Below are 19,174 nucleotides of genomic sequence, written 5' to 3' on the forward strand. Positions count from 1 at the left end.
GGCGGGGTGGCGTACGGCAGCGAATTTCGGACGGGTACGGGAGGCCGGAGCCCGCCTCGCCGGTGCGCCGGATCCGCCGCGCCGGCCGGCAGGTCGCGCACGCCGTAGCCGGTCGCGGGGACCTCTTCACAGCTAAGCTACCGATAGGTAACATGACGCCATGTCCTCAGAGACCCTGCCGTCGATCGGCGAAATGATGGCGGCATCCGTGCCGATGGTCCGCACCCTGAACCTGGAGTTCACCGAGACCACCGTCGAGCGTGCCGTGGTCCGCATGCCCGACCAGCCCGACTTCCACAACCACGTCGGCGGCCCGCACGCCGGCGCGATGTTCACCCTCGCCGAGTCGGCGAGCGGCGCGATCGTGATGACGGCCTTCGGCAACCAGCTCGGCCGCGCGGTGCCGCTCGCCGTGGGGGCCGAGATCGGCTACAAGAAGCTCGCCATGGGGCCGGTGACGGCCACCGCGGAGCTGGGCCGCCCGGTGGCCGACGTGGTCGCCGAGCTGGACGCCGGGGAGCGCCCGGAGTTCCCAGTGAAGGTGCTGATCACCCGGGACAGCGATGGCGCGGTCACCGGCGAGATGACCATCGTGTGGACGCTGCGTCCCAACAAGTGAGTGCGCGGCAGGTCAGCGCGGGATAAGTGGCCCGCGCGATGAACCTCCGCGGGGGTGGCGGCGTCTTGCTGAAGAGATGCATCGGCAGACAGATGCACGCGCCATACGGGATTCCCCCCGTCCCCCATCGGATCCGTCGTCCGGCCGGACCGATCGAGTACGCTTCCCGGGCGCGCCGGTACGGCGCGCCGGGGGAATGACCGACTCGGTGGCACCGGCACCGGGCAACGGCCCGCGGGGGCCCAACATCAGCGGAGGAAGCGGCCTTGCACATCCAGGAATGGCTGGCGACGGTACCGGCCCTGAGCGTCTACCTCCTGGTGGGGGTGGTCATCGGACTGGAGAGTGTGGGCATTCCGCTCCCCGGTGAGATCGTCCTCGTCAGCGCCGCGATCCTGGCCGCGACCCAGGACCACATCAACCCGTTCGTCCTCGGCGCCTGCGCATCCGTCGGCGCCATCGTCGGTGACTCCATCGGCTACCTGATCGGACGCAAGGGCGGCAAGCCGCTGCTGGACTGGGCCGGCCGGAAGTTCCCCAAGCACTTCGGTCCCGACCATGTCGCCATGGCCGAGGCGAAGTTCGACAAGTGGGGTATGTGGGCGGTCTTCTTCGGCCGGTTCGTCATGCTGCTGCGCATCTTCGCGGGCCCGCTCGCCGGTGTGCTGAAGATGCCGTACTGGAAGTTCCTGATCGCCAACGTCCTCGGCGGGGTGATCTGGGCGGGCGGTACCACTGCGCTGATCTACACCGTCGGCATGGTCGCCGAGTCCTGGCTCAAGAGCTTCTCTACGTGGGGGCTGGTGGCCGCGGTGCTGTTCGGCATCGGCTCGTTCCTGCTGGTGAAGCAACGGGCCAAGAAGGCCGCCGCGGCGCGCGAGGCGGCGGAGGCGGAAGCGGCGTCCCCGGTCGCGGCGACCGCCGACTGAGCCGACGCGGTCGCCGGGCGTCAGGGCATCTGCCAGATGTCCGGTCCACCCTCGCGCCACTCGATGACACCCGCGTCGTCCCAGACGAATCGCGCGCTGGAGAAACCGGCCCGGCGCAGGATCGCGGCCACGTCACCGCGGCGCAACGCCCGCCCCACGTCCTGTCCGTAGAGCGTGACGCGGCGACCGCCGGTGGACGGCGGATGCACGATCACGGGGGCACGCTTCATTCCTCCAGGATGTGGCGGGCCCGCTCCGCGCGCATCCCGACCGCAGTCGCCGCGTCACGTACGGTGCCCGGCGGCCGGTCCCCGGCGCACCCCGCTCCTCACGGCTCCGCCCGCAGCCGGGAGGAGAACGGCCGGGGGCGGGTGCCGGGGCCGGTCCGCCGCCACCAGCGGAGTTCGGCAGCGGGATCGCGTACCGGTGCCCCGGTGCGCACCTGGCGGCGCAGGCCGGCCAGCATGGTGCGGGCCCCCGCGATGAACAGCGGGTCGCCGATCAGCTTCTTCGCCACCAGCGCCTTGCGGCAGGCCCGCAGGGCCGCCGCCGGCTCTCCGTGGTCGCGCGCGATGAGGGCGCGGGCGTAGAGGACGGTCGAGTACAGCCAGAAGTCGCCGTCGGAGTGGCGGGAGCGCCAGGCCCGGCGGGCCGCCGCCGTCGCGCGCTCCGCGTCGTGGGGGGCGAGGGCGATGGCGAGCAGCGCCCAGCTGTGCGCCGGACCCGGTCCGAACCAGGGGTCCCGGGACGTGTGCCGGGCCGCCTCTTCCAGGCAGGCCACGGCCGTCGCGGTGTCCTCGCGGTACAGCGCCAGCACCCCGTGGGTGTGCGCGATACGGGCCAGGCCGTCCGAGTCCGCGTGCATCACGGCCGCCGCCCATGCCTGGTCCAGCAGCGGCTCCGCGGCGCCGGGCGCGTTCTCCTGCGCCGCGAGGTGGCCGGCCAGCCACAGGGCGCGGGCCCGCAGCGCGGTGTCCTCCGGCGCGAGGAGCAGCAGCCGGTCCAGGTGCGCGCGTCCGTCATAGCGGAATCCGCAGGCCGCCCACCGGAACCACAGTGAGACCGCGATCTCCAGCGCGCTCAGCGCGTCCTCGGCGTCGAGCGGGGGACGGGTCAACGCGGCGTCGAGATGGTGCTGTTCGTCCTCGACGAGGCGGACCGCGAGCTGCTGCCCGGTTCCCTGCCAGGTGACCTGGGCCTCGGCCGCGAGCGCCGCGCACGCCTGCCGGAAGCGGCGCAGCGCCCCGTTCTCCTCGCCCGCCGCGCGCAGCCGCGCGCGCCCGAAGTCCCGGGCGCCGCGCGGCAGCCGGTAGCGCGGCGGCAGTGTGACCCCGGTGTCGAGGGCGCTCTGGGCGTCCCGTACGCATTCGAGGACCGAGGCGGTGCGAAGGCGCTCCAGCGCACCGTCGACGGCGGCTGCAGGAACGTCACTGCTGGTGCAGACGCAACCGGCGAGCCAGGGGTCGAAGTCCCCGGGAAGGACGGAGAGGCGCGCCCACACCTGCTGGTCGAGGGGGGAGCAGAGGGCGTACCCGGCGGCGTGGGCGGCGTGCAGCGAGGTGTGGCGGCGGGTGGGCGCGGGCCCGGAGCAGTGCAGCGGACCGTGCGCGTCCAGTTGTCGCGCGAGCCGGGCGAGGGACATCCGGTCCAGCTGCCGCGCGGCCAGGCCGATCGCCAGGGGCGAGCCCTCCAACGCCCGGCAGACGGAGACCAGTAGCTCCGGTGCGGCGGGGCCGGTGTGCGCCGCCAGCAGTTCCACGGCCGGCCCGGCGATCCCCTCGCCGAAGGTCACCGGGAGCGGCGCGAGCGCGACGACCCGCTCCCCGGGCAGGCCCAGCGGGCGGCGGGCGGTGGCCATGATCCGGAGTTCCGGATCGGCCCGTTGCAGCAGCCGTACCAGCCGCGCGCAGGCGTCGAGCAGCGGATCGCAGTCGTCCAGCAGGACCAGGGCGCGGTGTGCGCGGCAGTGCGCGGCCAGGGACTCGGGGGTGCGGTGGCCGGTCAGGCCGGCCGCCGAGACCAGCGCGGCGGTCAGATGCTCCGCGGTGAGTCCGTCCCAGCAGCCGACCCGGAGCACCGTGCCGTCGTGCCACCCGATGTGCTCCTCCAGGACGGCCCTGGCCAGGACGCTCTTGCCGACCCCCGCGGGACCGGTGAGCGTGATCGGCCCGGCGCCGGCCAGCAGTCCGGCTACCTGCTCGTGCTCGACTGCCCGTCCCACGACGTCGGGCAGCGGCCCGTGATCGGCCCACGCGGTCATCGGTCATCCCCAACCACGGCACAGTGCCGCGCACTTCCCTGGAACTGCCCACGATGCCAGAACCGACCGCCCGGTAAACAGCGGATGGGGTTCACCGATAGGGGGAAACGTGTTCGGCCCGTTTGACGTGCCCGTACGTCTTTTTGGCGACACGGAACGGTAAACCCCAGGTCACGAAGGACGGGGGTGCTGCTCGGCAGGGTTCGGGCCGATCTTAAGGTGGTGTCTTTCGACCGGTTTCGCGGTGGCAGCGTGGAGTGCCCCGGCCGGCCCCGAGCGCCTGAGGAGAGCGTCCCGATGAAGTCCCTGCGCGTCCGAGCTGCGGTGAGCGTGGCGGCCCTGGGCCTGCTGGCCGGTTGTGGCGGACCGAAGGGGGACGTCGTCGACGCGTCGAACGTGCCGCGGCTGCGGGCGCACGCGGCGGACGCCCTCAACGGGCGGCCCGGCATGGTGCCGCCCCTCGGCCCCCACTCGGCGTTCACCACGTTCCGTACGACGGGGGACGACGGCAGCCGCGTCATCCGGACCAGGTGGCACGGCCGCAGGTCCGGTTACACCGGGGACGTCTGGGCCTGGCTGCCGCCCCAGTACGGCCAGCCGAAGTACGCCAAGAGCGCCTTCCCGGTGCTGATCGCGCTGCCCGGTGCCTGGGGCTATCCGTCCAACTACTGGGCGGAGGCCACGTTCGCGCTGGAGGAGCGGATCGCGGAGTGGTCGCAGGAGGGCAAGACGCTGCCGTTCATCCTGGTGATGCCGGTGCTCAACCCGCGCAAGACGTACTACGACGGCAGCGACATCCCGGGGCAGCCGAAGATGGGGACGTGGCTGACCGAGGACGTGCCGGATTTCGCTCGGGCCAACTTCCGTACGTATGCGAGCCGGGACGGCTGGGCCTTCATGGGGTCGTCGTCCGGCGGGTTCGCCGCGCTGAAGGCGGTGCTCAAGGAGCCCCGGAAGTTCAAGGCGGCGATCGTCAACGGCCCGGACACGGCGCCGGATTCGCCGCTGTGGAAGGGGCACCCGGCGGAGATGCTGGCCAACGACCCGCGGCATCTGGCGCGGCAGCTGACCGCACGGGGCGGGCCGCAGGTCTATCTGGCCTTCGAGCTCGGCAGCAAGGAGGACGCGGTGCCCGACGTGAAGCGCTTCATCAGCGGCTACACCGGCGGGGCCCGGGGGCCGATCCACTCCACGCTCTACGAAATACCGGACGGCGTGCACAGCGGCCATACCTATATCCAGCGGATGCCCGAGTCGCTGCACTGGATCAGCGAACAGATGCTGGGGCCGGTGCCGTCCGTGTGACGCCCCGCCCGGAGCAGGCCGTCGTGGGCCGGATGCCCCGACTTCGGCCTGCTGTTGCCGAAGTCGGGGCATCAGCCACAATTGTCCTGTGACCGGCCGGAGTTCCGGCCGGAGCTCTCGCGATACGAGGGAACTCTCGCGATACCGGTGAAGGAGTGCGGTGAGGTATCTGCGCATCGTCGGGCTGGTGTTGACCGCGGCCACCGTGCTGGCGGGAACACTGGTGGCCGGCAATCTCTGGCTGCGGGACCGGGACGCGACCAGCGAGGTGGACGGCAGGACCGACGCCGTGCCGCGCCGCGAGGTCGCCCGGTCGATCTCGGACCATCTGTCGCTTCCGCTGATTCCGCGCGGACCGCGGTCGGTTGAGTGCGCGCGCGACCTCCGCGCGATCAAGGGCTCGCGGACGCAGTGCACGGCCCACTACCTCCGGGGCACCGACCGCGAGATGACCGTACGGGTCGTCAGGGTCCGCGGCGGCGAGATCACTTACGTCCACGACGTCCCCCACCGCTGACCCGCCCTGCGGATTCGCGCCACATTGCGTTCGCTACGACCTGGTCCGATGTGCTAGCGGACCGTCAGGAAGACGCGCAACCTCTTGCCCCGGACGGCGGTGCCGGGAGCCAATGGCCCCGAAGTGAAGCTTTGTTGAATCTCCGTCAGGTGCCGGAACGTTACGGATCGCTGTTGGACTTCACGCTGTGGCGTGATGCTAAGATCATCGCACTTGCCAACCGGGTAGTCACCTGCTATGGCAAATGGAAATTCCGCGCATTGGCCTGAGAGAATCGCCACCCCCGGGGAGAACTATGCCATTAGCCGGGCCTGTAAAGGCTTTCTGGCCGGCGACTGTGCGCGGCCGTTCAGCTATGTCTGAGACCGCGCGTGAAGATGCGCCCGCTGCCAGGCACACGACACCTGGTGGCCTCGTCGTCCGAAGAGAGTCCCATGACGCAATACTTCCAGGATCCAGCGCTCTGGGGTTTGATCGCTGGTACCCCAGTCGCCGCCACCGCGATTGTTCGCGGCCGCAAGAAGATCAAGGAACTCAGTAGGGAAAAGGTTGAGCTAAAGCAGCACTACGCCAATCTCGAAGACCATTATGCGGAGGCCGTCGAAGAGGCCAAGGACCGCGCCGAGGAATCCACCAAGAACACCCTGAAGGCCGCCATGCGGACCCTGCAGGGACTGGCGAGCGAGCAGCAGCTGGCGATCTCCAAACTCCAGGAGACGTACGGCGAGCAGAAGATCCTGCAGGACCTGCTGGACATCGACCACATGAACTCGCAGTTCGCCCGGCGGGCCCAGTCCATCGCCGTGCTCTGTGACGGCTGGCTCGGCCGGCGCCGCAACGACGCCTCGCTTTACGACGTGGTCCGCAGTGCGAAGGGTCGTATCCGCCACTTCACTCGCGTCGAGATCCGATCGCAGAGTAATTTCGCCATCGTGAACCGTGCCGTCGAACCGGTGGCGCTGGTACTCGCCGAGCTGCTGGACAACGCCACCAGTTATTCCGCACCGGAAACGATCATCGAGATCAACATCCGTCCGGTGCCCAAGGGCGTCTGCATCATCGTCGATGACGCCGGTGTCGGCATGAACGAGGAAGAGAAGGCGCGGGCCGGCCAGTTGCTGTCCGGCGGGAATTCCGCCAGCGTCTCCAGCCTCGGCAATCCGCCGCAGTTCGGATTCACCGTCATCGGTGTGCTCGCCGCCCGCTACGGCTTCACGGTCTCGGTGGACTCCACCTCGCCCTACGGAGGCGTGCGCGCGGTCGTCCTGCTCCCCGACGAGCTCCTCACGTCCTTGCACGAGCCCGAGGAGGGGCCTGCCGTGGCCGCATCCACCCCGCTGCCGCCCGAGAACCCTCCTGGTCCGCAGGCTGCCGCGGATCCGGGACCGCGCCACCGGGCGCCCGGTCCCCCCGACTTCGGCGGACCGGACGCCGGCCGTCCGGCCGTCCCGGAGACCACCGCGGGCGGTCTGCCGAAGCGCCGCCGACGCGGTGCCATATCCATCGTGCCGACGGAAGACGAAGGCACCCCCACACCGGCTCGCGACAGCGCGCGGACCGCGTCCGCCATGGGCGCATTCCAGCGCGGTACGCAATCGGGCCGCCGTTCCACCAATGCAAGCAGTGAAGGGCATGAGGTTCAGTGAACTACGATCTGTCGTGGATGCTTGACAGTGCTCTGGAATTGCCCGACGCGCAGCATGCCATTCTCGTGTCGGCCGACGGGCTGCTGATGGCCCGTTCCAAGGATGTCGGCCGGGACCACGCCGATACCGTTGCCGCCGCGATGAGCGGTATGCAGTCGCTGAGCCGCACGGTCGCCGATTTCTGCAGCGGCACGGGTCCGAACACGAGACCGCAGTGGCGACAGACGCTGGTGGAGTTCGACCACGGCTGGGTCTTCCTGATTTCGGCCGGTGAAGGTGCCTATCTCGCGGTCTCGGCATCGCCCGACGTCGACATGGCGGAAATCTCGTTCCGTATGCAGCAGTTGGTCGGGCAGCTCGGCAAGGCGCTCACCAGCCCACCTCGTGAGAGGGCCAACATTCAACCATGACCACCGATGACGAGCCGGAGCTGGTACACGAAGCAGCGGAATTAGTACGGCCGTACGTCATCACCAACGGTCGCGACCTCGTGGACGACAGCGCGTTCTCGCTGCTGACCCTGGTCACCGTCGCTCAGGAACCGCCCCGGACCAAACCGCTCGACCCGGAGAAGCAGCGCGTGCTGGAGCTGTGCGCCGGGGGTTTTCTGTCGATCGCCGAGATAGCCGGGCACACCGGTCTGCCGGTGGGGATCGTCAAGATTCTGGTGTCCGATCTCACCGAGGAGGGCCATCTCTATGCACGCGCGCCCATCCCCAGCGCTCAGCTTGTCGACCGGCAAATCCTTGAGGAGGTGCTGAATGGGCTCCAGGCTCGCTTTGGATGACGGTGTGTACCTGCGCAATTCGGTGCAGACCGCGGCGAAGATCCTGGTGGTCGGGCACTTCGCCGTCGGGAAGACGACGTTCATCGGCACGATGTCGGAGATTCCGCCGCTGCGTACCGAAGAGGTAATGACGCAGGCAAGCGCGGGAATTGACGATCTGCGGGGTGCGCCCGGCAAGACGACGACAACGGTCGCCATGGACTTCGGTCGGCTCACGCTCAGCGAGAAGCTGGTCCTGTACCTGTTCGGAACGCCGGGTCAGCAGCGGTTCGTTCAGGTGTGGGAGGACATGACGCGCGGGGCGCTGGGGGCACTCGTCCTGGTCGACCCGCAGCGGCTCGAAGAGTCGTTTCCTGTCATGGACCTGGTGGAACACTACGGAATCCCGTACGCCATCGCCGTGAACCGCTTCGACGGGACTCCGGAGCATTCCTTCGACGAGATCCGGGAGGCGCTGGACCTGCTCCCGGAGACGCCTGTTGTCAATTGTGATGCACGTGACGAGCGTTCATCGGCGGATTCCCTGATCACGCTTGTCCGTTACCTACAGTCTCGCCTCAACTAGGAGTTCAGGCATGCAATCTCATTCGGAATTCCAGACTCCGCCGCCGGGTTGCCCAGCGCATGCCGACGGCATGCGGGAGTCCCTGCACGGCCCGGAATTCGCCGCCGCGCCGCAGGCGGTCTACGAGCGCCTGCGGCAGCACGGCCCGGTCGCACCGGTCGAACTCGCCCCCGGCGTCGAGGCCGACCTCGTCACGGACTACGCGACGGCGCTTCAGGTGCTCCAGAACCCGGACACGTTCGCGCGCGACCCGCGCCGGTGGAAGGCGCTCAACGAGGGCCGGGTGCCCCTGGACAGCCCGGTGTTGCCGATGATGNACTACGCGACGGCGCTTCAGGTGCTCCAGAACCCGGACACGTTCGCGCGCGACCCGCGCCGGTGGAAGGCGCTCAACGAGGGCCGGGTGCCCCTGGACAGCCCGGTGTTGCCGATGATGATGTACCGGCCGAACAGCATGTTCTCCGACGGCACGACGCATCTGAGGTTGCGTCAGGTGGTCACGGACAGCCTGGCCAAGATAGACATGCACCGGGTGAGCCGGCATGTGGACCGGGTCGCCGCCTATCTCGTCGACCAGTTCAGCGTCCGCGGCAAGGCCGATCTGATCGCCGACTTCGCCCAGGTGCTGCCGCTGCTGGTCTTCAACGATCTGTTCGGCTGCCCGGCGGACCTCGGCGACCGGCTGATCATCGCCATCTCCAGCCTGTTTGACGGCATCGATGTCGAGCGGGCCAACGAGGCGATGGCGGGTGCCCTGTTCGAGCTGGTCGCGCTGAAGCGGGCCCAGCCGGGCGAGGACGTCACGTCCTGGATGATGCAGCACCCGTCCAAGCTGACCGACGAGGAGATGGTCCATCAGCTGGCGCTGCTCATAGGTGCCGGCACCGAGCCCGTGCAGAACATCATCGCCAGCGCGCTGCGGCTGCTGCTGTCGGACGAGCAGTTCGGCGCGGGCCATCACGGCGGCGGGGTGCTGGTCGAGGACGCCATCAACGAGGTGCTCTGGAACAGCCCGCCGATCGCCAACTACGCCACCCACTACCCCCTTCAGGACGTGGTGGTCGGCGGAAGCAAACTGGCGGCCGGCAGCCCGGTCCTGATCAGTTTCGCGGCGGCCAACACGGACCCGAGCCTGTCCGCCAGTCGGCAGACCTTCAGCAAGCGGGCTCATCTGGCCTGGGGCGCCGGGCCGCACGCGTGCCCGGCCAAGGACCCGGCCATGCTGATCTCGATCCGGGCGATCGAGAAGCTGCTCAACGCCCTGCCTGACATCGAGCTGGGCGTGCCTGCGGAGACCCTGACCTGGCGGCCCGGTCCGTTCCACCGAGCCCTCAATGCGCTGCCCGCCCGCTTCACCCCGGTACGCCGGGAGCAGCGGCCGTCCGCGCCGAGCACGGGACGGGCGGCCACCGCCGCCGGCGCACCGGCTCAGGAGCAGCAGGGCAGGCGGCGGGGCGGTTGGTGGAGCGGGTTCCTCAACTGGTGGAAGGTGTGAGCTTTGCGACAGCGCAGATGTCCTTTGTTCGCATGAACGTTCAAGCAGGGGGGTATGCAGCGCTGGCGATTATTGTGTGATCTTCTGGAGACGGAGTCGCTCGTGGAGCCCGCTCTTGCTGCTGCACCCGTTGACCGGCGTAGCGTGGTTGCGCTTTTCTCCCGTTTGCGGACGGCCCGGGGACAGGCGAATCCCTTGCCTTTCTACCGGGAACTCCGCGCAATGGGTGAAGTTGTTCCGGCGCCGTGGGGCGGGCACCTGGCGACCTCCTACCACTTGTGCCACCGCATCCTGCGCAGCCGGGACTGGCTGGTGCCCGACAGTAGTTGGCGGGCCAGCCAGGTGGATGCCGCACGTTGGAGTGCCCCTGCTTCACGTCAAATGGGTGGCACCATGCCCATGCTCAACCCGCCGCATCACACGCAGATGCGGCGGCCGTTGGGGAATGTGTTTGACCGCGCCTCGTTGGAGAACATGCGGCATGCGGTCGAAAAGAACACCGAGCGACTGCTGGACGGTCTCGCCGACCGGTTCCGCGACGGCCCTGCCGATTTCTGCGCGCTGGTCGGTGACGAGTTGCCGGTGATCACCATCGGTGATTGGCTGGGTTTGCCGTCTGCCGACTATTCGCTGCTGCGGTCGCTCACCCATGACCAGGTCCACACCCAGGAGTTGTTCCCGTCCCCGAGCCAGCTCGCGGTGTCCGATGCCGCGACCCACCATTTGCGCGGGTATTTCACCGGGCTGATACGGGAGCGCCGAAAATCGCCGGGAGATGATCCGATCTCGTCGTGGATCCGTACCTGGGACGCCTTCGAAGCCGACCGGGACGCCGCCGACGAGGCGGTCTTCTCCCTCGCCCTGTTCATGGTCCTCGCCGCGCTGGAGACCACCTCGCATCTGCTGACGAGCATGGTGTGGCTACTCCTGGAGCACCCGCGCCAGTTGGGCTGGCTCCGGGTCCGTCCCGACCGCATACCAGGCGCGATCGACGAGACGCTGCGCTACGACGCACCGATACACATGATCAGCCGGGTGGCGGCGGAGGACACCGAACTCGCCGATGTGCCCGTCCGGAAGGGCGAGATGGTGCAGCTCATGGTCGGCGCCGCGCACCACGACCCGAAGCAGTACGCCGACCCCGACGTGTTCGACATCCGCCGCAAGGCTCCCCATCTGAGCTTCGGCGGCGGAATCCACTACTGCCTCGGCAACGCACTGGCCCGTATGGAAGCGACCTGTGTCCTCACCTCGTTGCTCCGGCGCCTGCCGGGTCTGCGGATCGCCGGCGACCCCGTGTGGGCACCCCGGGTGGCCTTCCGCCGCCTCATGGAACTTCCCGTCGTCCAAGCCTGAAGCGACCACCGCGTACCAAGCGTGGCTCAACGAACTAGGAACACCATGATGCAAGACTTCAAGACCCTCCGTGTGACGCACGAAGGGCCCGTCCTCGACGTGCAGTTGAACTGCCCCGATGCCGGCAACGCCATATCCGGGCTGATCCTCGACGAACTCCTCACCGTGCTCGGTGCCCTGGACGACGAGACCGGTATACGGGTGCTGATCCTCTCCGGGGCGGGGGACGACTTCTGCCTGGGCGGCGACCGCGCCGAGTTCCCCGAGCTCCTCGCCGAGGACCCGGGCGGACTGGCGCTGCGCGCCCTCGGCAACAAGGCCCGCCGGGTGTGCGATGCCCTCGCGACCACCGACGTGGTGTCGATCGCCCGACTGCACGGCGGGGTGGTCGGGGCCGGGGTGGGGCTCGCGCTCTTCTGCGATCTGCGGGTCGGGGCGGACACCTGCCGCTTCCGGCTGCCGGAACTCGGCCTCGGGGTGCCGCCCGCCTGGGGCGGCATTATGCCCCGGCTCCTGCACGAGGTGGGCGCCGCCAAGGTCCGCGAACTGGTCCTGACCGCGGACAACTTCGATGCGGAGACCGCCCGGGACCTGTCCGTCCTGCACAAGGTCGTCCCGGAAGGGGAGCTGGACCAGGCCGTCCGGCGCTGGACCAAGCCCCTGGTCCGCCGTTCCCCCTCGGCGCTGCGGACCGCCAAGCTCATGATGAACGCGTACGCGAACGCCCACCGGCTCGCCGATGCCTCGCTCTTCGACGCGGAGTTGCTGTCCTCCGCGCTGAGCGCCGCGCAGTACGCCCGGCGCGGCTGAGCTGCCACCGCGGGGCAACCGCGCAGCGCGCCGGGTGCGGCCCTGACCGGGCCGCACCGTGCGGTGCGCGGGCGCCGCCGTCAGCTCCCGGAGTCCCCGGATTCCGGCACCGACGCGCGGTGCCGGGCGGCGAGTTCGAGGTACATGGCGGCGTTCAGCTTGATGGTCTCCCGTTCCTCCGCGGTCAGTTCGCGCTTGACCTTGGCGGGGACGCCGGCGACCAGGGAGCCGGGCGGCACCCGCATGCCCTGGGGGACCAGGGCCTGGGCGGCGATCAGGGAGCCCGCGCCGATGTGCGCGCCGTTGAGCACCGTGGCACCCATGCCGACCAGGACGTCGTCCTCGACGGTGCAGCCGTGCAGCACGGCGTTGTGGCCGACGGAGACCCGCTCGCCCACGGTCACCGGGAAGCCCGGGTCCACGTGCACCGTGCAGTTGTCCTGGATGTTGCTGTCGGCGCCGAGGACGATGGGGCCGCAGTCGCCGCGCAGCACGGCGTGGTACCAGACGCTGGCGCCGGCGGCCAGGGTGACGTCACCGACGACGACGGAGGTGGGGGCGGTGTACGCCCCGGGGTCGATGTCCGGCCGGTCGTCGCCCACCGGTGAGATCAGTGCCCGTCCTGCCATCTGCGGTCTCCTCGCCAGTTCGGTGCCGCGCCACCAGCACCGTAGACGACGGTCGTCGCCGGTGCCGGGGGCGGCGGCCGGTGGGGCGAAGATCACAGCCCGCTGCGCGGCCGGTCGCGGGGCGCGCTGAGTACGGTGTGCGGGTGCCGATAGACCAGAACGTGTTCTCGTCCCTTGCGGCCTGGCGGCGCCGGGCCCTGTCGCGCGCCGTCCACCGCGGCGCGCGCTGGGTGCGCGAGGCAGCGGCCGTCAGCGCCGAGCGCCCCGGCCCCTACCGCTTCCGTCGGATCGGCACCGGAACCCGGCTCGCCTATCCGCAGGGCACGGTCTTCGGTGATCCCTGGATCGAGATCGGCGACCACTGCATCATCGCCCAGGACGTGACGTTGACCGCGGGCATGATGCCGGACCTGGACCTCGGGCCGGAGCCGATCCTGACGCTGGGCAACGGTGTGGTGCTCGGGCGCGGCAGCCATGTGATCGCGGATGTCCGGCTGACGATCGGCGATGACTGCTTCTTCGGTCCAGGGGTGTACGTCACCACGACCAACCACAGTTACGACGACCCCGAGGTGCCGGTGGGCAAGCAGTGGCCGCGCACCGACCCGGTCGCCATCGGCCCCGGCAGTTGGATCGGTACCGGGGCGGTGATCCTGCCCGGCGCGCGGCTGGGCCGGAACGTGGTGGTCGCGGCGGGCTCCGTCGTACGCGGCGAGGTCCCCGACCACGCGGTGGTGGCCGGGGCACCCGCGAAGGTCGTGCGCAGCTGGGATCCGCGTGAGGGCTGGCAGCCGCCGCTGCGGACTCCGGCGCCGGTGCCGATCCCGGAGGGCGTCACGCCGGAGCAACTGCGTGCGCTGCGGGACTGGGAGCAAGGGGAGGCGGCCGAACCGGCGCACCAGGGTGCGCCCGGTGGCTGACGGCCCGTCGCGTCAGCTGTGCGCGGCGAGCAGGATCGAGCCGACCACGGCGAGTGAGGCGCCGGCGGTCTGCACCGCCCGCATCCGCTCCTTGAGGACACCGAGCGCGGCGAGTGCGGTGACCACCGGGTAGAGCGAGGCGAGCACCGCCGCCATCGTGACCGGGCCGTGCTGGGCGGCGACGGCGTAGGTGCCGTTGGCGGCGACGTCGGCGATCCCGACGAAGGCGAGTGCGGGGAGCGTACGGCGGACGGCGGCGAAGCCCTCGGCGGGCAGTGCCGGGGTACCGCGCCGGACCGTGACGTAGAGCGCCGTGCCGCCGACCGCCATATTGCACACCCGCTGGACGAACAGCGCGAGGAAGAGCCCGGTCACGGTCGTGGACGCCTGCGCGATCAGGGCCATCACCGCGCCGAAGCCGAGCGCCGATATCAGCGTGAGCACGAGCGTCTGGCGGGCCACGGACGCGCCGCCGAGCCGCGGCCCGCCCGCCAGCAGGACGCCCGCCACCGCGACGGCCATACCGGTGGCCTGGAGGAGCCCCGGCCGTTCGCCCGCGAGGATGCCGACGCCGAGTGGTACGAGGACGGTGCCGAGCGAGCCGAGCGGGGAGACCACGCCCATCGGGCCGAGGGCCAGGGCGCGGTAGAAGCAGAGCATCGACACCGGGCCGACGACACCGGCCGCGACCGCGAACCACAGCTGCGGTCCGACCTCCCGCCAGCCGCCGGTGGCCAGCACGATGCCGCCCAGCACCACGGCGGCGAGTGTCTGCGAGACCACCACGACGGTCAGTGCGTGGAAACGTCGGGTGAGCAGTCCGCCGCCGAAGTCGGCGAGACCCCAGAGGAGGCTGGTGGCCAGGGCGAAGGCGGCTGTCATGGTGGAACCTCGCAGTACAGTGAGCTGGACGCTGAAGTACACCACACCGTAGTGCAATGAATTGAACTGCGGAATCGAATATATTGAACTTCGACTTGGACGGACCGTGACGGATCTCGACCAGCTCACGCAGTCGCTCGCCCGCAACCTCAAACGCTGGCGCACCGAACGCGGCTACACCCTCGACGCGCTCGCGGCCCGCGCCGGAGTCAGCCGCGGCATGATCATCCAGATCGAGCAGGCCCGTACGAACCCGAGCGTGGGGACCACCGTCAAGATCGCCGACGCGCTCGGCGTCAGCATCACCACCCTCCTCGATTACGAACAGGGCCCGCAGGTGCGGATCGTGGCACCGGGCGAGGCGGTTCGGATGTGGTCCACCGAGGCCGGGAGCCACACCTCGCTCCTGGTGGGCGGCGAGGCGCCGGGCCCCTTCGAGATGTGGGACTGGCGGCTGATGCCCGGCGACGAGAGCGCCTCCGATCCGCATCCGCCGGGCACCGTCGAGCTGCTGCACGTCCGGGCCGGCACCCTCACGCTGGTCGTGGACGGCGCCGAGCACACGGTGGCCGCCGGCGCCTCGGCGACCTTCGAGGCCAAGGTCCCGCACGGCTACCGCAACGACGGCGAGGAGCCGGTGGAGATGACCATGTCGGTCATCATCCCGCTCTGACCGGTCCGTTCCGACCGGTCCGTGATCGCACCGTGAGACGGGCCGCCACCGGCACCGCGGCGCCTGTTAGTTTGACGTGTATGCCCGTGCCGATGGATGCCTTCGACGATGTCCGGCCCGCCGCCGAGTGCCTGGACCTGCTGACCGGCCCGGTGGCCGCCGCGATCCGCGACTGGCGCGGCTCGGTATCCGTCCGGGAACTCCGCTACGTCGACACGGACCCGGCCATCGCGGACACCGAGGCCCTCGTCGACCGCTACGGCCGCTGGCTCCTGGAGCAGTCGGCGAACTGCGTGGTGGTGGCCGGCAAGCGCGGCGGCGAGGTCACCCTGGCCGCCTGCCTCGTGCTCTCCACCACCCGCGTCGACGTCAATGGTGTGGTGCGCCGGCAACTGGGCGCCCGTAAGGCGTCGTTCGCCCCGATGGACACCGCGGTCGGCGACAGCGGGATGGAGTACGGCGGGATCACCCCGATCGGGCTGCCCGCGTCCTGGCCGCTGCTCGTGGACGCCGCGGTGGCCGATGCCCCGTACGCGCTGATCGGCAGCGGTAGCCGCCGCGGCAAGCTCATCGTGCCGGGCAAGGCGCTGGCCGAACTCCCGGGCGCCACCGTGCTGGAGGGGCTCGGCGTCGCCTGAGGCGCCGTACCGGCCGGCGGGTCCGGCCGTGCATGTCCGGGCCGTTCACCCTCTGGACGGGAGGGGCCGCTCAGCCGGCGCGCACGCGGGAGCGCAGGTCCAGGGAGAGCGCCGTGGAGTGCTCGGTGAAACCCAGGCTGCGGTAGAGCGGTTCGGCGTCGTGGGTGGCATGGAGGTCGACGCGGCTGACGCCCCGGTCCGCGAACCACGCCAGCAACGCCTCGGTCGTGGCGCGCGCATGGCCGCGGCCCCGATAGCGGGGATCCGTACAGACGTTGAAGACGAAGCCGAAGCGGCCGGAGGGGTGGCCCGGCGCGGGCAGCCGCTCCTCGATCCGCCCGACCGCGCAGGCCGCCAGATGCGGCGCACCGGCCCCGCCGCCGTCCCCGTCCACCACGAACGCCCCCAGCGGAGCGTCCGGACCGGCCAGCTGCCGACGCGCCATCGCCTCCGCATCGGCCTCCCAACTCCCGGGCTCGTCACGGCCGTTCATGGCATGGAACATCAGACGGCGGAGCCGGACGAGCTCGGCGGCGTCCTCGGGGCGGGCGGCACGCGGCATGATCATGCACGGACGCTAACCCACCCGGCGCTCAGCCCAAACGGGGTATCTCAATCGCCGGACACCGATCCATGACCATGTCCAGCCCCGCGTCGCGCACCCGGTTCCAGGCGTGTTCGTCGACCACACCGAGCTGGAACCAGACGGCCCTGGCACCGACGGCGACGGCCTGGTCGGCGACGGCTCCGGCGAGTTCGCTGCGCACGAAGGTGTCGACGACGTCGATCTCGAAGGGGACGGCTTCCAGGGACGGATACCCCGCTTCCCCGTGCACGGTCTCGGCTCGGGGATGGACGGGGACGACGCGCTTGCCGTAGCGCTGCAGCACATCCGCGACGCCGTATGCGGCGCGCTGCTGGTTGGCGGACAGTCCGACGACGGCCCAGGTGTCTCCGAGCTCGGTGAGGATTCGGCGGATGGTCGCCTGGTCGCCGTACATGTCTGCCTCCTGCGGTCCGTGGCCCTCTGGTCCGTGGTCCTCCAGCGGCATAACGGGCGGTCGGCTCCGCCGATTCCGCGCCGGACCGTGCGGGCGGCATGAGTGACCGAGATCACCGGACTCCGGTGCGGCGGAGGGGGCCGGCTGCGCAACGGCGCGACGGTGCACGGGTGGCGCGGGAAGCGTGGGCCGGGCCCGGGGCCGGGCTTCGGCAGCAAGACGCCCCGCCCGAAGGGGAAGACGGGCGGGGCGGGTTCGGATGGGGGAGGCCGGGGCGTGCGGCCGGCCTCCCGCTGCCGGGTGGTCAGGCGCCGACGACGGTGCTGCCCGCCGAGCGGGCGGGTTTGCCGATCGCCCGGCCGCCGGTCACCGGCTCGGCGGCCGCCGAGCCGGTCCCCGGGCGCAGGGGCGCGGTGGCGGACGGCTCGCGGGTTGTGGCGGCGGTCTCCGCGGTACCGGCGGCGCCGGATTCGGCGAGCGCCGTGCGCAGCTGCTCGGTCTCCACGAGCATGCTCACCGGGCCGGTCGGGTTGAGATAGAGGGCGTGGCCCGGCGGCAGCTGCTCGACGAGCTCGGCGACCGGCCGGCGGTCGTAGAGGAGCCGGCCCACGGATTCGAGATAGGCCGCGGAGGTGTAGACGGGGATCACCGGAGTGCCCTCGGGGGAGGCCGCGGCGAGCGGGGTGCCGGTGGAGGTCACCAGTACGGACACCTCGGCGCGCGCCAGCTCGTCGCAGAGGTCCCGGGCCGGGCCGTAGCCGGTGGCCGCCAGCTGGAGCGCGCGGTCGACCGGGTCGGTGGGGTCGGACCAGTCCAGCATCTGCGGTGAGGGGCGGTACTCCGGGTTGTTCCGCCACTCCTCGATCTCGCCGGTCGGTCCCGAGCGCCACTGCCCGATCAGCGCCCACAGGGGTGGTGCACCCTCGCCCGACCAGGTCAGATCCACCATGGCCAGCCAGTGGTCGGGCGCGTTGCGGGCCGCCTCGATGACCTCCGGCGGCGGTTCGGGCATCTCGTCGCCCGTCACGGGAACGCCGGCCGTCATCGCCGACTCTGTGCTGTTGTCCATGAAGCCCTCCGCCAAGCCGCCGATCCGTTCCTGCGGTACGAGCGGACCCCAAACGCGGGCCCGTTGCCTGGGGTCACAGTGCCCACGGGCGGCGCGGACGTCTGCCCGACGCACCGTGCGGAAGGCCCGGGTACGCCGGGTGGCCGTGCGCACTGCCCCCGTACGGCGGACACCGCAGCGCGGCGCGGGCCGCCGGGACCGGCCGGTGTCCGACGGCCGGCGGGCCCGTAGGCTGGTCGGATGCAGGAGCAGTACCGGACTCTCGCGCGCGAGGGCGTTCACGAGATCGAGATCAACAAGTCCCGCTTCATCTGTGCGCTGGCGCCGGTGGCGACGGAGGCCGAGGCGCAGGACTTCATCGCGCGCGTCCGCAGGGAGCACCCGACTGCCCGGCACCACTGCTTCGCATACGTCCTCGGTGCGGACGGCGGCATCCAGAAGGCGAGCGACGACGGCGAACCGGGCGGTACGGCCGGCGTGCCGATGCTCCAGATGCTGGTGCGGCGCGAGATGCGCTACGTGGTCGCCGTGGTCACGCGGTACTTCGGCGGGGTCAAGCTGGGGGCCGGCGGGCTGATCCGCGCGTACGGGGGCGTGGTCGGCGAGGCGTTGGACGTGCTCGGGACGGTCGTCCGGCAGCGGTTCCGGCTGGTGACCGTGACCGTCGACCACCAGAGGGCCGGTCGGGTGGAGAACGATCTGCGGACGACCGGCCGGGCGGTGCGCGAGGTGGCGTACGGAGCCGAGGTGCGTATCGAGGTCGGCCTGCCGGAGGCGGACGTGGCGGACTTCCGGGCCTGGCTGGCGGACGCCACGGCCGGTGCGGCGCGGCTGGAGCTCGGCGGGGAGGCGTACGGGGAGGCGTGACCGGCGGCCCGGCGGCCCGGGGGCCCGGCGGCGGGCGGTGACCGGGGCGCGGGCGGCCGGCGGGGCCGATGCGGTGCGGACCGGTGCGAGGGGGCGTCGGTCGTGTCAGCCTGGGGCGCGGCGGAACGGGCCGCGGATCGGCGTGTGGGCCGGCACGGGAAGGGGCTTCGCGTATGCCTGAACTCCTTGACGAGCGGGTGGGGTTC

General features: G+C 70.8%; 22 protein-coding genes. 15 read left to right on the forward strand and 7 right to left on the reverse strand.

Annotated features, from left to right (window positions below; genetic code table 11):
• Positions 1-160: 160 nt before the first annotated feature.
• Together ACO1BR_RS34165 and ACO1BR_RS34170 are read left to right on the forward strand one after the other, a co-directional pair.
• Entirely contained in the window at positions 161-619 is a 459-nt protein-coding gene (locus tag ACO1BR_RS34165) for a DUF4442 domain-containing protein (protein ID WP_426798987.1), read from the forward strand.
• 266 nt (positions 620-885) lie between these two features.
• The gene (locus ACO1BR_RS34170; protein ID WP_426798988.1) at positions 886-1,548 is read left to right on the forward strand and encodes a DedA family protein; all 663 of its coding nucleotides are present in this window, start codon (positions 886-888) and stop codon (positions 1,546-1,548) included.
• 20 nt (positions 1,549-1,568) lie between these two features.
• On the opposite strand, the gene ACO1BR_RS34175 is transcribed toward ACO1BR_RS34170, so the two are convergent.
• A complete protein-coding gene (locus ACO1BR_RS34175; RefSeq protein ID WP_426798989.1) occupies positions 1,569-1,778 on the reverse strand; it encodes a hypothetical protein in 210 nt (69 codons plus the stop codon).
• Between the two features lie 98 nt (positions 1,779-1,876).
• Positions 1,877-3,808 (reverse strand): ATP-binding protein, encoded by a 1,932-nt coding sequence (locus tag ACO1BR_RS34180; protein ID WP_426798990.1) that lies wholly within the window; start codon positions 3,806-3,808, stop codon positions 1,877-1,879.
• A gap of 297 nt (positions 3,809-4,105) precedes the next feature.
• Here ACO1BR_RS34180 and ACO1BR_RS34185 point away from each other — a divergent pair, with 297 nt between their 5' ends.
• The 9 genes from ACO1BR_RS34185 to ACO1BR_RS34225 all read left to right on the forward strand — a co-directional run bounded on the left by ACO1BR_RS34185 (position 4,106) and on the right by ACO1BR_RS34225 (position 12,289).
• On the forward strand, positions 4,106-5,113 hold the full coding sequence (locus tag ACO1BR_RS34185; protein WP_426798991.1) for an alpha/beta hydrolase: 1,008 nt from the start codon (positions 4,106-4,108) through the stop codon (positions 5,111-5,113).
• 160 nt (positions 5,114-5,273) lie between these two features.
• Positions 5,274-5,630, forward strand: coding sequence for a DUF4333 domain-containing protein (locus tag ACO1BR_RS34190; protein WP_426798992.1), 357 nt, complete (start codon positions 5,274-5,276; stop codon positions 5,628-5,630).
• A gap of 434 nt (positions 5,631-6,064) precedes the next feature.
• Positions 6,065-7,276: an ATP-binding protein gene (locus ACO1BR_RS34195; protein ID WP_426798993.1), complete on the forward strand. Its 1,212-nt coding sequence runs from the start codon at positions 6,065-6,067 to the stop codon at positions 7,274-7,276.
• Positions 7,273-7,686: a roadblock/LC7 domain-containing protein gene (locus ACO1BR_RS34200; RefSeq protein ID WP_426798994.1), complete on the forward strand. Its 414-nt coding sequence runs from the start codon at positions 7,273-7,275 to the stop codon at positions 7,684-7,686. Before ACO1BR_RS34195 ends, ACO1BR_RS34200 begins: the two co-directional genes overlap by 4 nt.
• Entirely contained in the window at positions 7,683-8,063 is a 381-nt protein-coding gene (locus ACO1BR_RS34205; RefSeq protein WP_159506832.1) for a DUF742 domain-containing protein, read from the forward strand. The genes ACO1BR_RS34200 and ACO1BR_RS34205 overlap by 4 nt, the downstream gene beginning before the upstream one ends.
• Positions 8,038-8,628, forward strand: a complete 591-nt coding sequence (locus ACO1BR_RS34210; protein ID WP_189308363.1) for a GTP-binding protein — start codon at positions 8,038-8,040, stop codon at positions 8,626-8,628. Before ACO1BR_RS34205 ends, ACO1BR_RS34210 begins: the two co-directional genes overlap by 26 nt.
• A gap of 10 nt (positions 8,629-8,638) precedes the next feature.
• Positions 8,639-10,123 (forward strand): cytochrome P450, encoded by a 1,485-nt coding sequence (locus ACO1BR_RS34215; protein ID WP_426798995.1) that lies wholly within the window; start codon positions 8,639-8,641, stop codon positions 10,121-10,123.
• Between the two features lie 54 nt (positions 10,124-10,177).
• A complete protein-coding gene (locus ACO1BR_RS34220; RefSeq protein ID WP_426798996.1) occupies positions 10,178-11,479 on the forward strand; it encodes a cytochrome P450 in 1,302 nt (433 codons plus the stop codon).
• A 45-nt stretch (positions 11,480-11,524) separates the two neighbouring features.
• Positions 11,525-12,289, forward strand: a complete 765-nt coding sequence (locus ACO1BR_RS34225) for an enoyl-CoA hydratase/isomerase family protein (RefSeq protein WP_426798997.1) — start codon at positions 11,525-11,527, stop codon at positions 12,287-12,289.
• A gap of 80 nt (positions 12,290-12,369) precedes the next feature.
• Here ACO1BR_RS34225 and ACO1BR_RS34230 read toward each other — a convergent pair whose 3' ends face one another.
• On the reverse strand, positions 12,370-12,918 hold the full coding sequence (locus ACO1BR_RS34230; protein ID WP_426798998.1) for a gamma carbonic anhydrase family protein: 549 nt from the start codon (positions 12,916-12,918) through the stop codon (positions 12,370-12,372).
• Between the two features lie 137 nt (positions 12,919-13,055).
• On the opposite strand from ACO1BR_RS34230, the gene ACO1BR_RS34235 reads away from it, so the two are divergent.
• Entirely contained in the window at positions 13,056-13,838 is a 783-nt protein-coding gene (locus ACO1BR_RS34235; RefSeq protein WP_426798999.1) for an acyltransferase, read from the forward strand.
• 12 nt (positions 13,839-13,850) lie between these two features.
• On the opposite strand, the gene ACO1BR_RS34240 is transcribed toward ACO1BR_RS34235, so the two are convergent.
• Positions 13,851-14,720 (reverse strand): EamA family transporter, encoded by an 870-nt coding sequence (locus ACO1BR_RS34240; protein ID WP_426799000.1) that lies wholly within the window; start codon positions 14,718-14,720, stop codon positions 13,851-13,853.
• A 106-nt stretch (positions 14,721-14,826) separates the two neighbouring features.
• Here ACO1BR_RS34240 and ACO1BR_RS34245 point away from each other — a divergent pair, with 106 nt between their 5' ends.
• A complete protein-coding gene (locus tag ACO1BR_RS34245) occupies positions 14,827-15,393 on the forward strand; it encodes a helix-turn-helix domain-containing protein (protein ID WP_426799001.1) in 567 nt (188 codons plus the stop codon).
• 80 nt (positions 15,394-15,473) lie between these two features.
• Positions 15,474-16,031, forward strand: coding sequence for a YbaK/EbsC family protein (locus ACO1BR_RS34250; protein ID WP_426799002.1), 558 nt, complete (start codon positions 15,474-15,476; stop codon positions 16,029-16,031).
• Between the two features lie 70 nt (positions 16,032-16,101).
• Here the strand turns inward: ACO1BR_RS34250 and ACO1BR_RS34255 are convergent, their stop codons facing one another.
• The 3 genes from ACO1BR_RS34255 to ACO1BR_RS34265 all read right to left on the reverse strand — a co-directional run bounded on the left by ACO1BR_RS34255 (position 16,102) and on the right by ACO1BR_RS34265 (position 18,101).
• On the reverse strand, positions 16,102-16,599 hold the full coding sequence (locus ACO1BR_RS34255; RefSeq protein ID WP_426799003.1) for a GNAT family N-acetyltransferase: 498 nt from the start codon (positions 16,597-16,599) through the stop codon (positions 16,102-16,104).
• A gap of 25 nt (positions 16,600-16,624) precedes the next feature.
• Positions 16,625-17,032, reverse strand: a complete 408-nt coding sequence (locus tag ACO1BR_RS34260; protein ID WP_426799004.1) for a CoA-binding protein — start codon at positions 17,030-17,032, stop codon at positions 16,625-16,627.
• Positions 17,033-17,336: 304 nt separating this feature from the next.
• A complete protein-coding gene (locus tag ACO1BR_RS34265; protein WP_426799005.1) occupies positions 17,337-18,101 on the reverse strand; it encodes a type VII secretion system-associated protein in 765 nt (254 codons plus the stop codon).
• A 240-nt stretch (positions 18,102-18,341) separates the two neighbouring features.
• Here ACO1BR_RS34265 and ACO1BR_RS34270 point away from each other — a divergent pair, with 240 nt between their 5' ends.
• On the forward strand, positions 18,342-18,968 hold the full coding sequence (locus ACO1BR_RS34270; protein ID WP_426799006.1) for a YigZ family protein: 627 nt from the start codon (positions 18,342-18,344) through the stop codon (positions 18,966-18,968).
• The last annotated feature ends 206 nt before the right edge of the window (positions 18,969-19,174 follow it).

Source organism: Streptomyces sp. YGL11-2, from assembly GCF_050054615.1.
GTDB lineage: Bacteria > Actinomycetota > Actinomycetes > Streptomycetales > Streptomycetaceae > Streptomyces.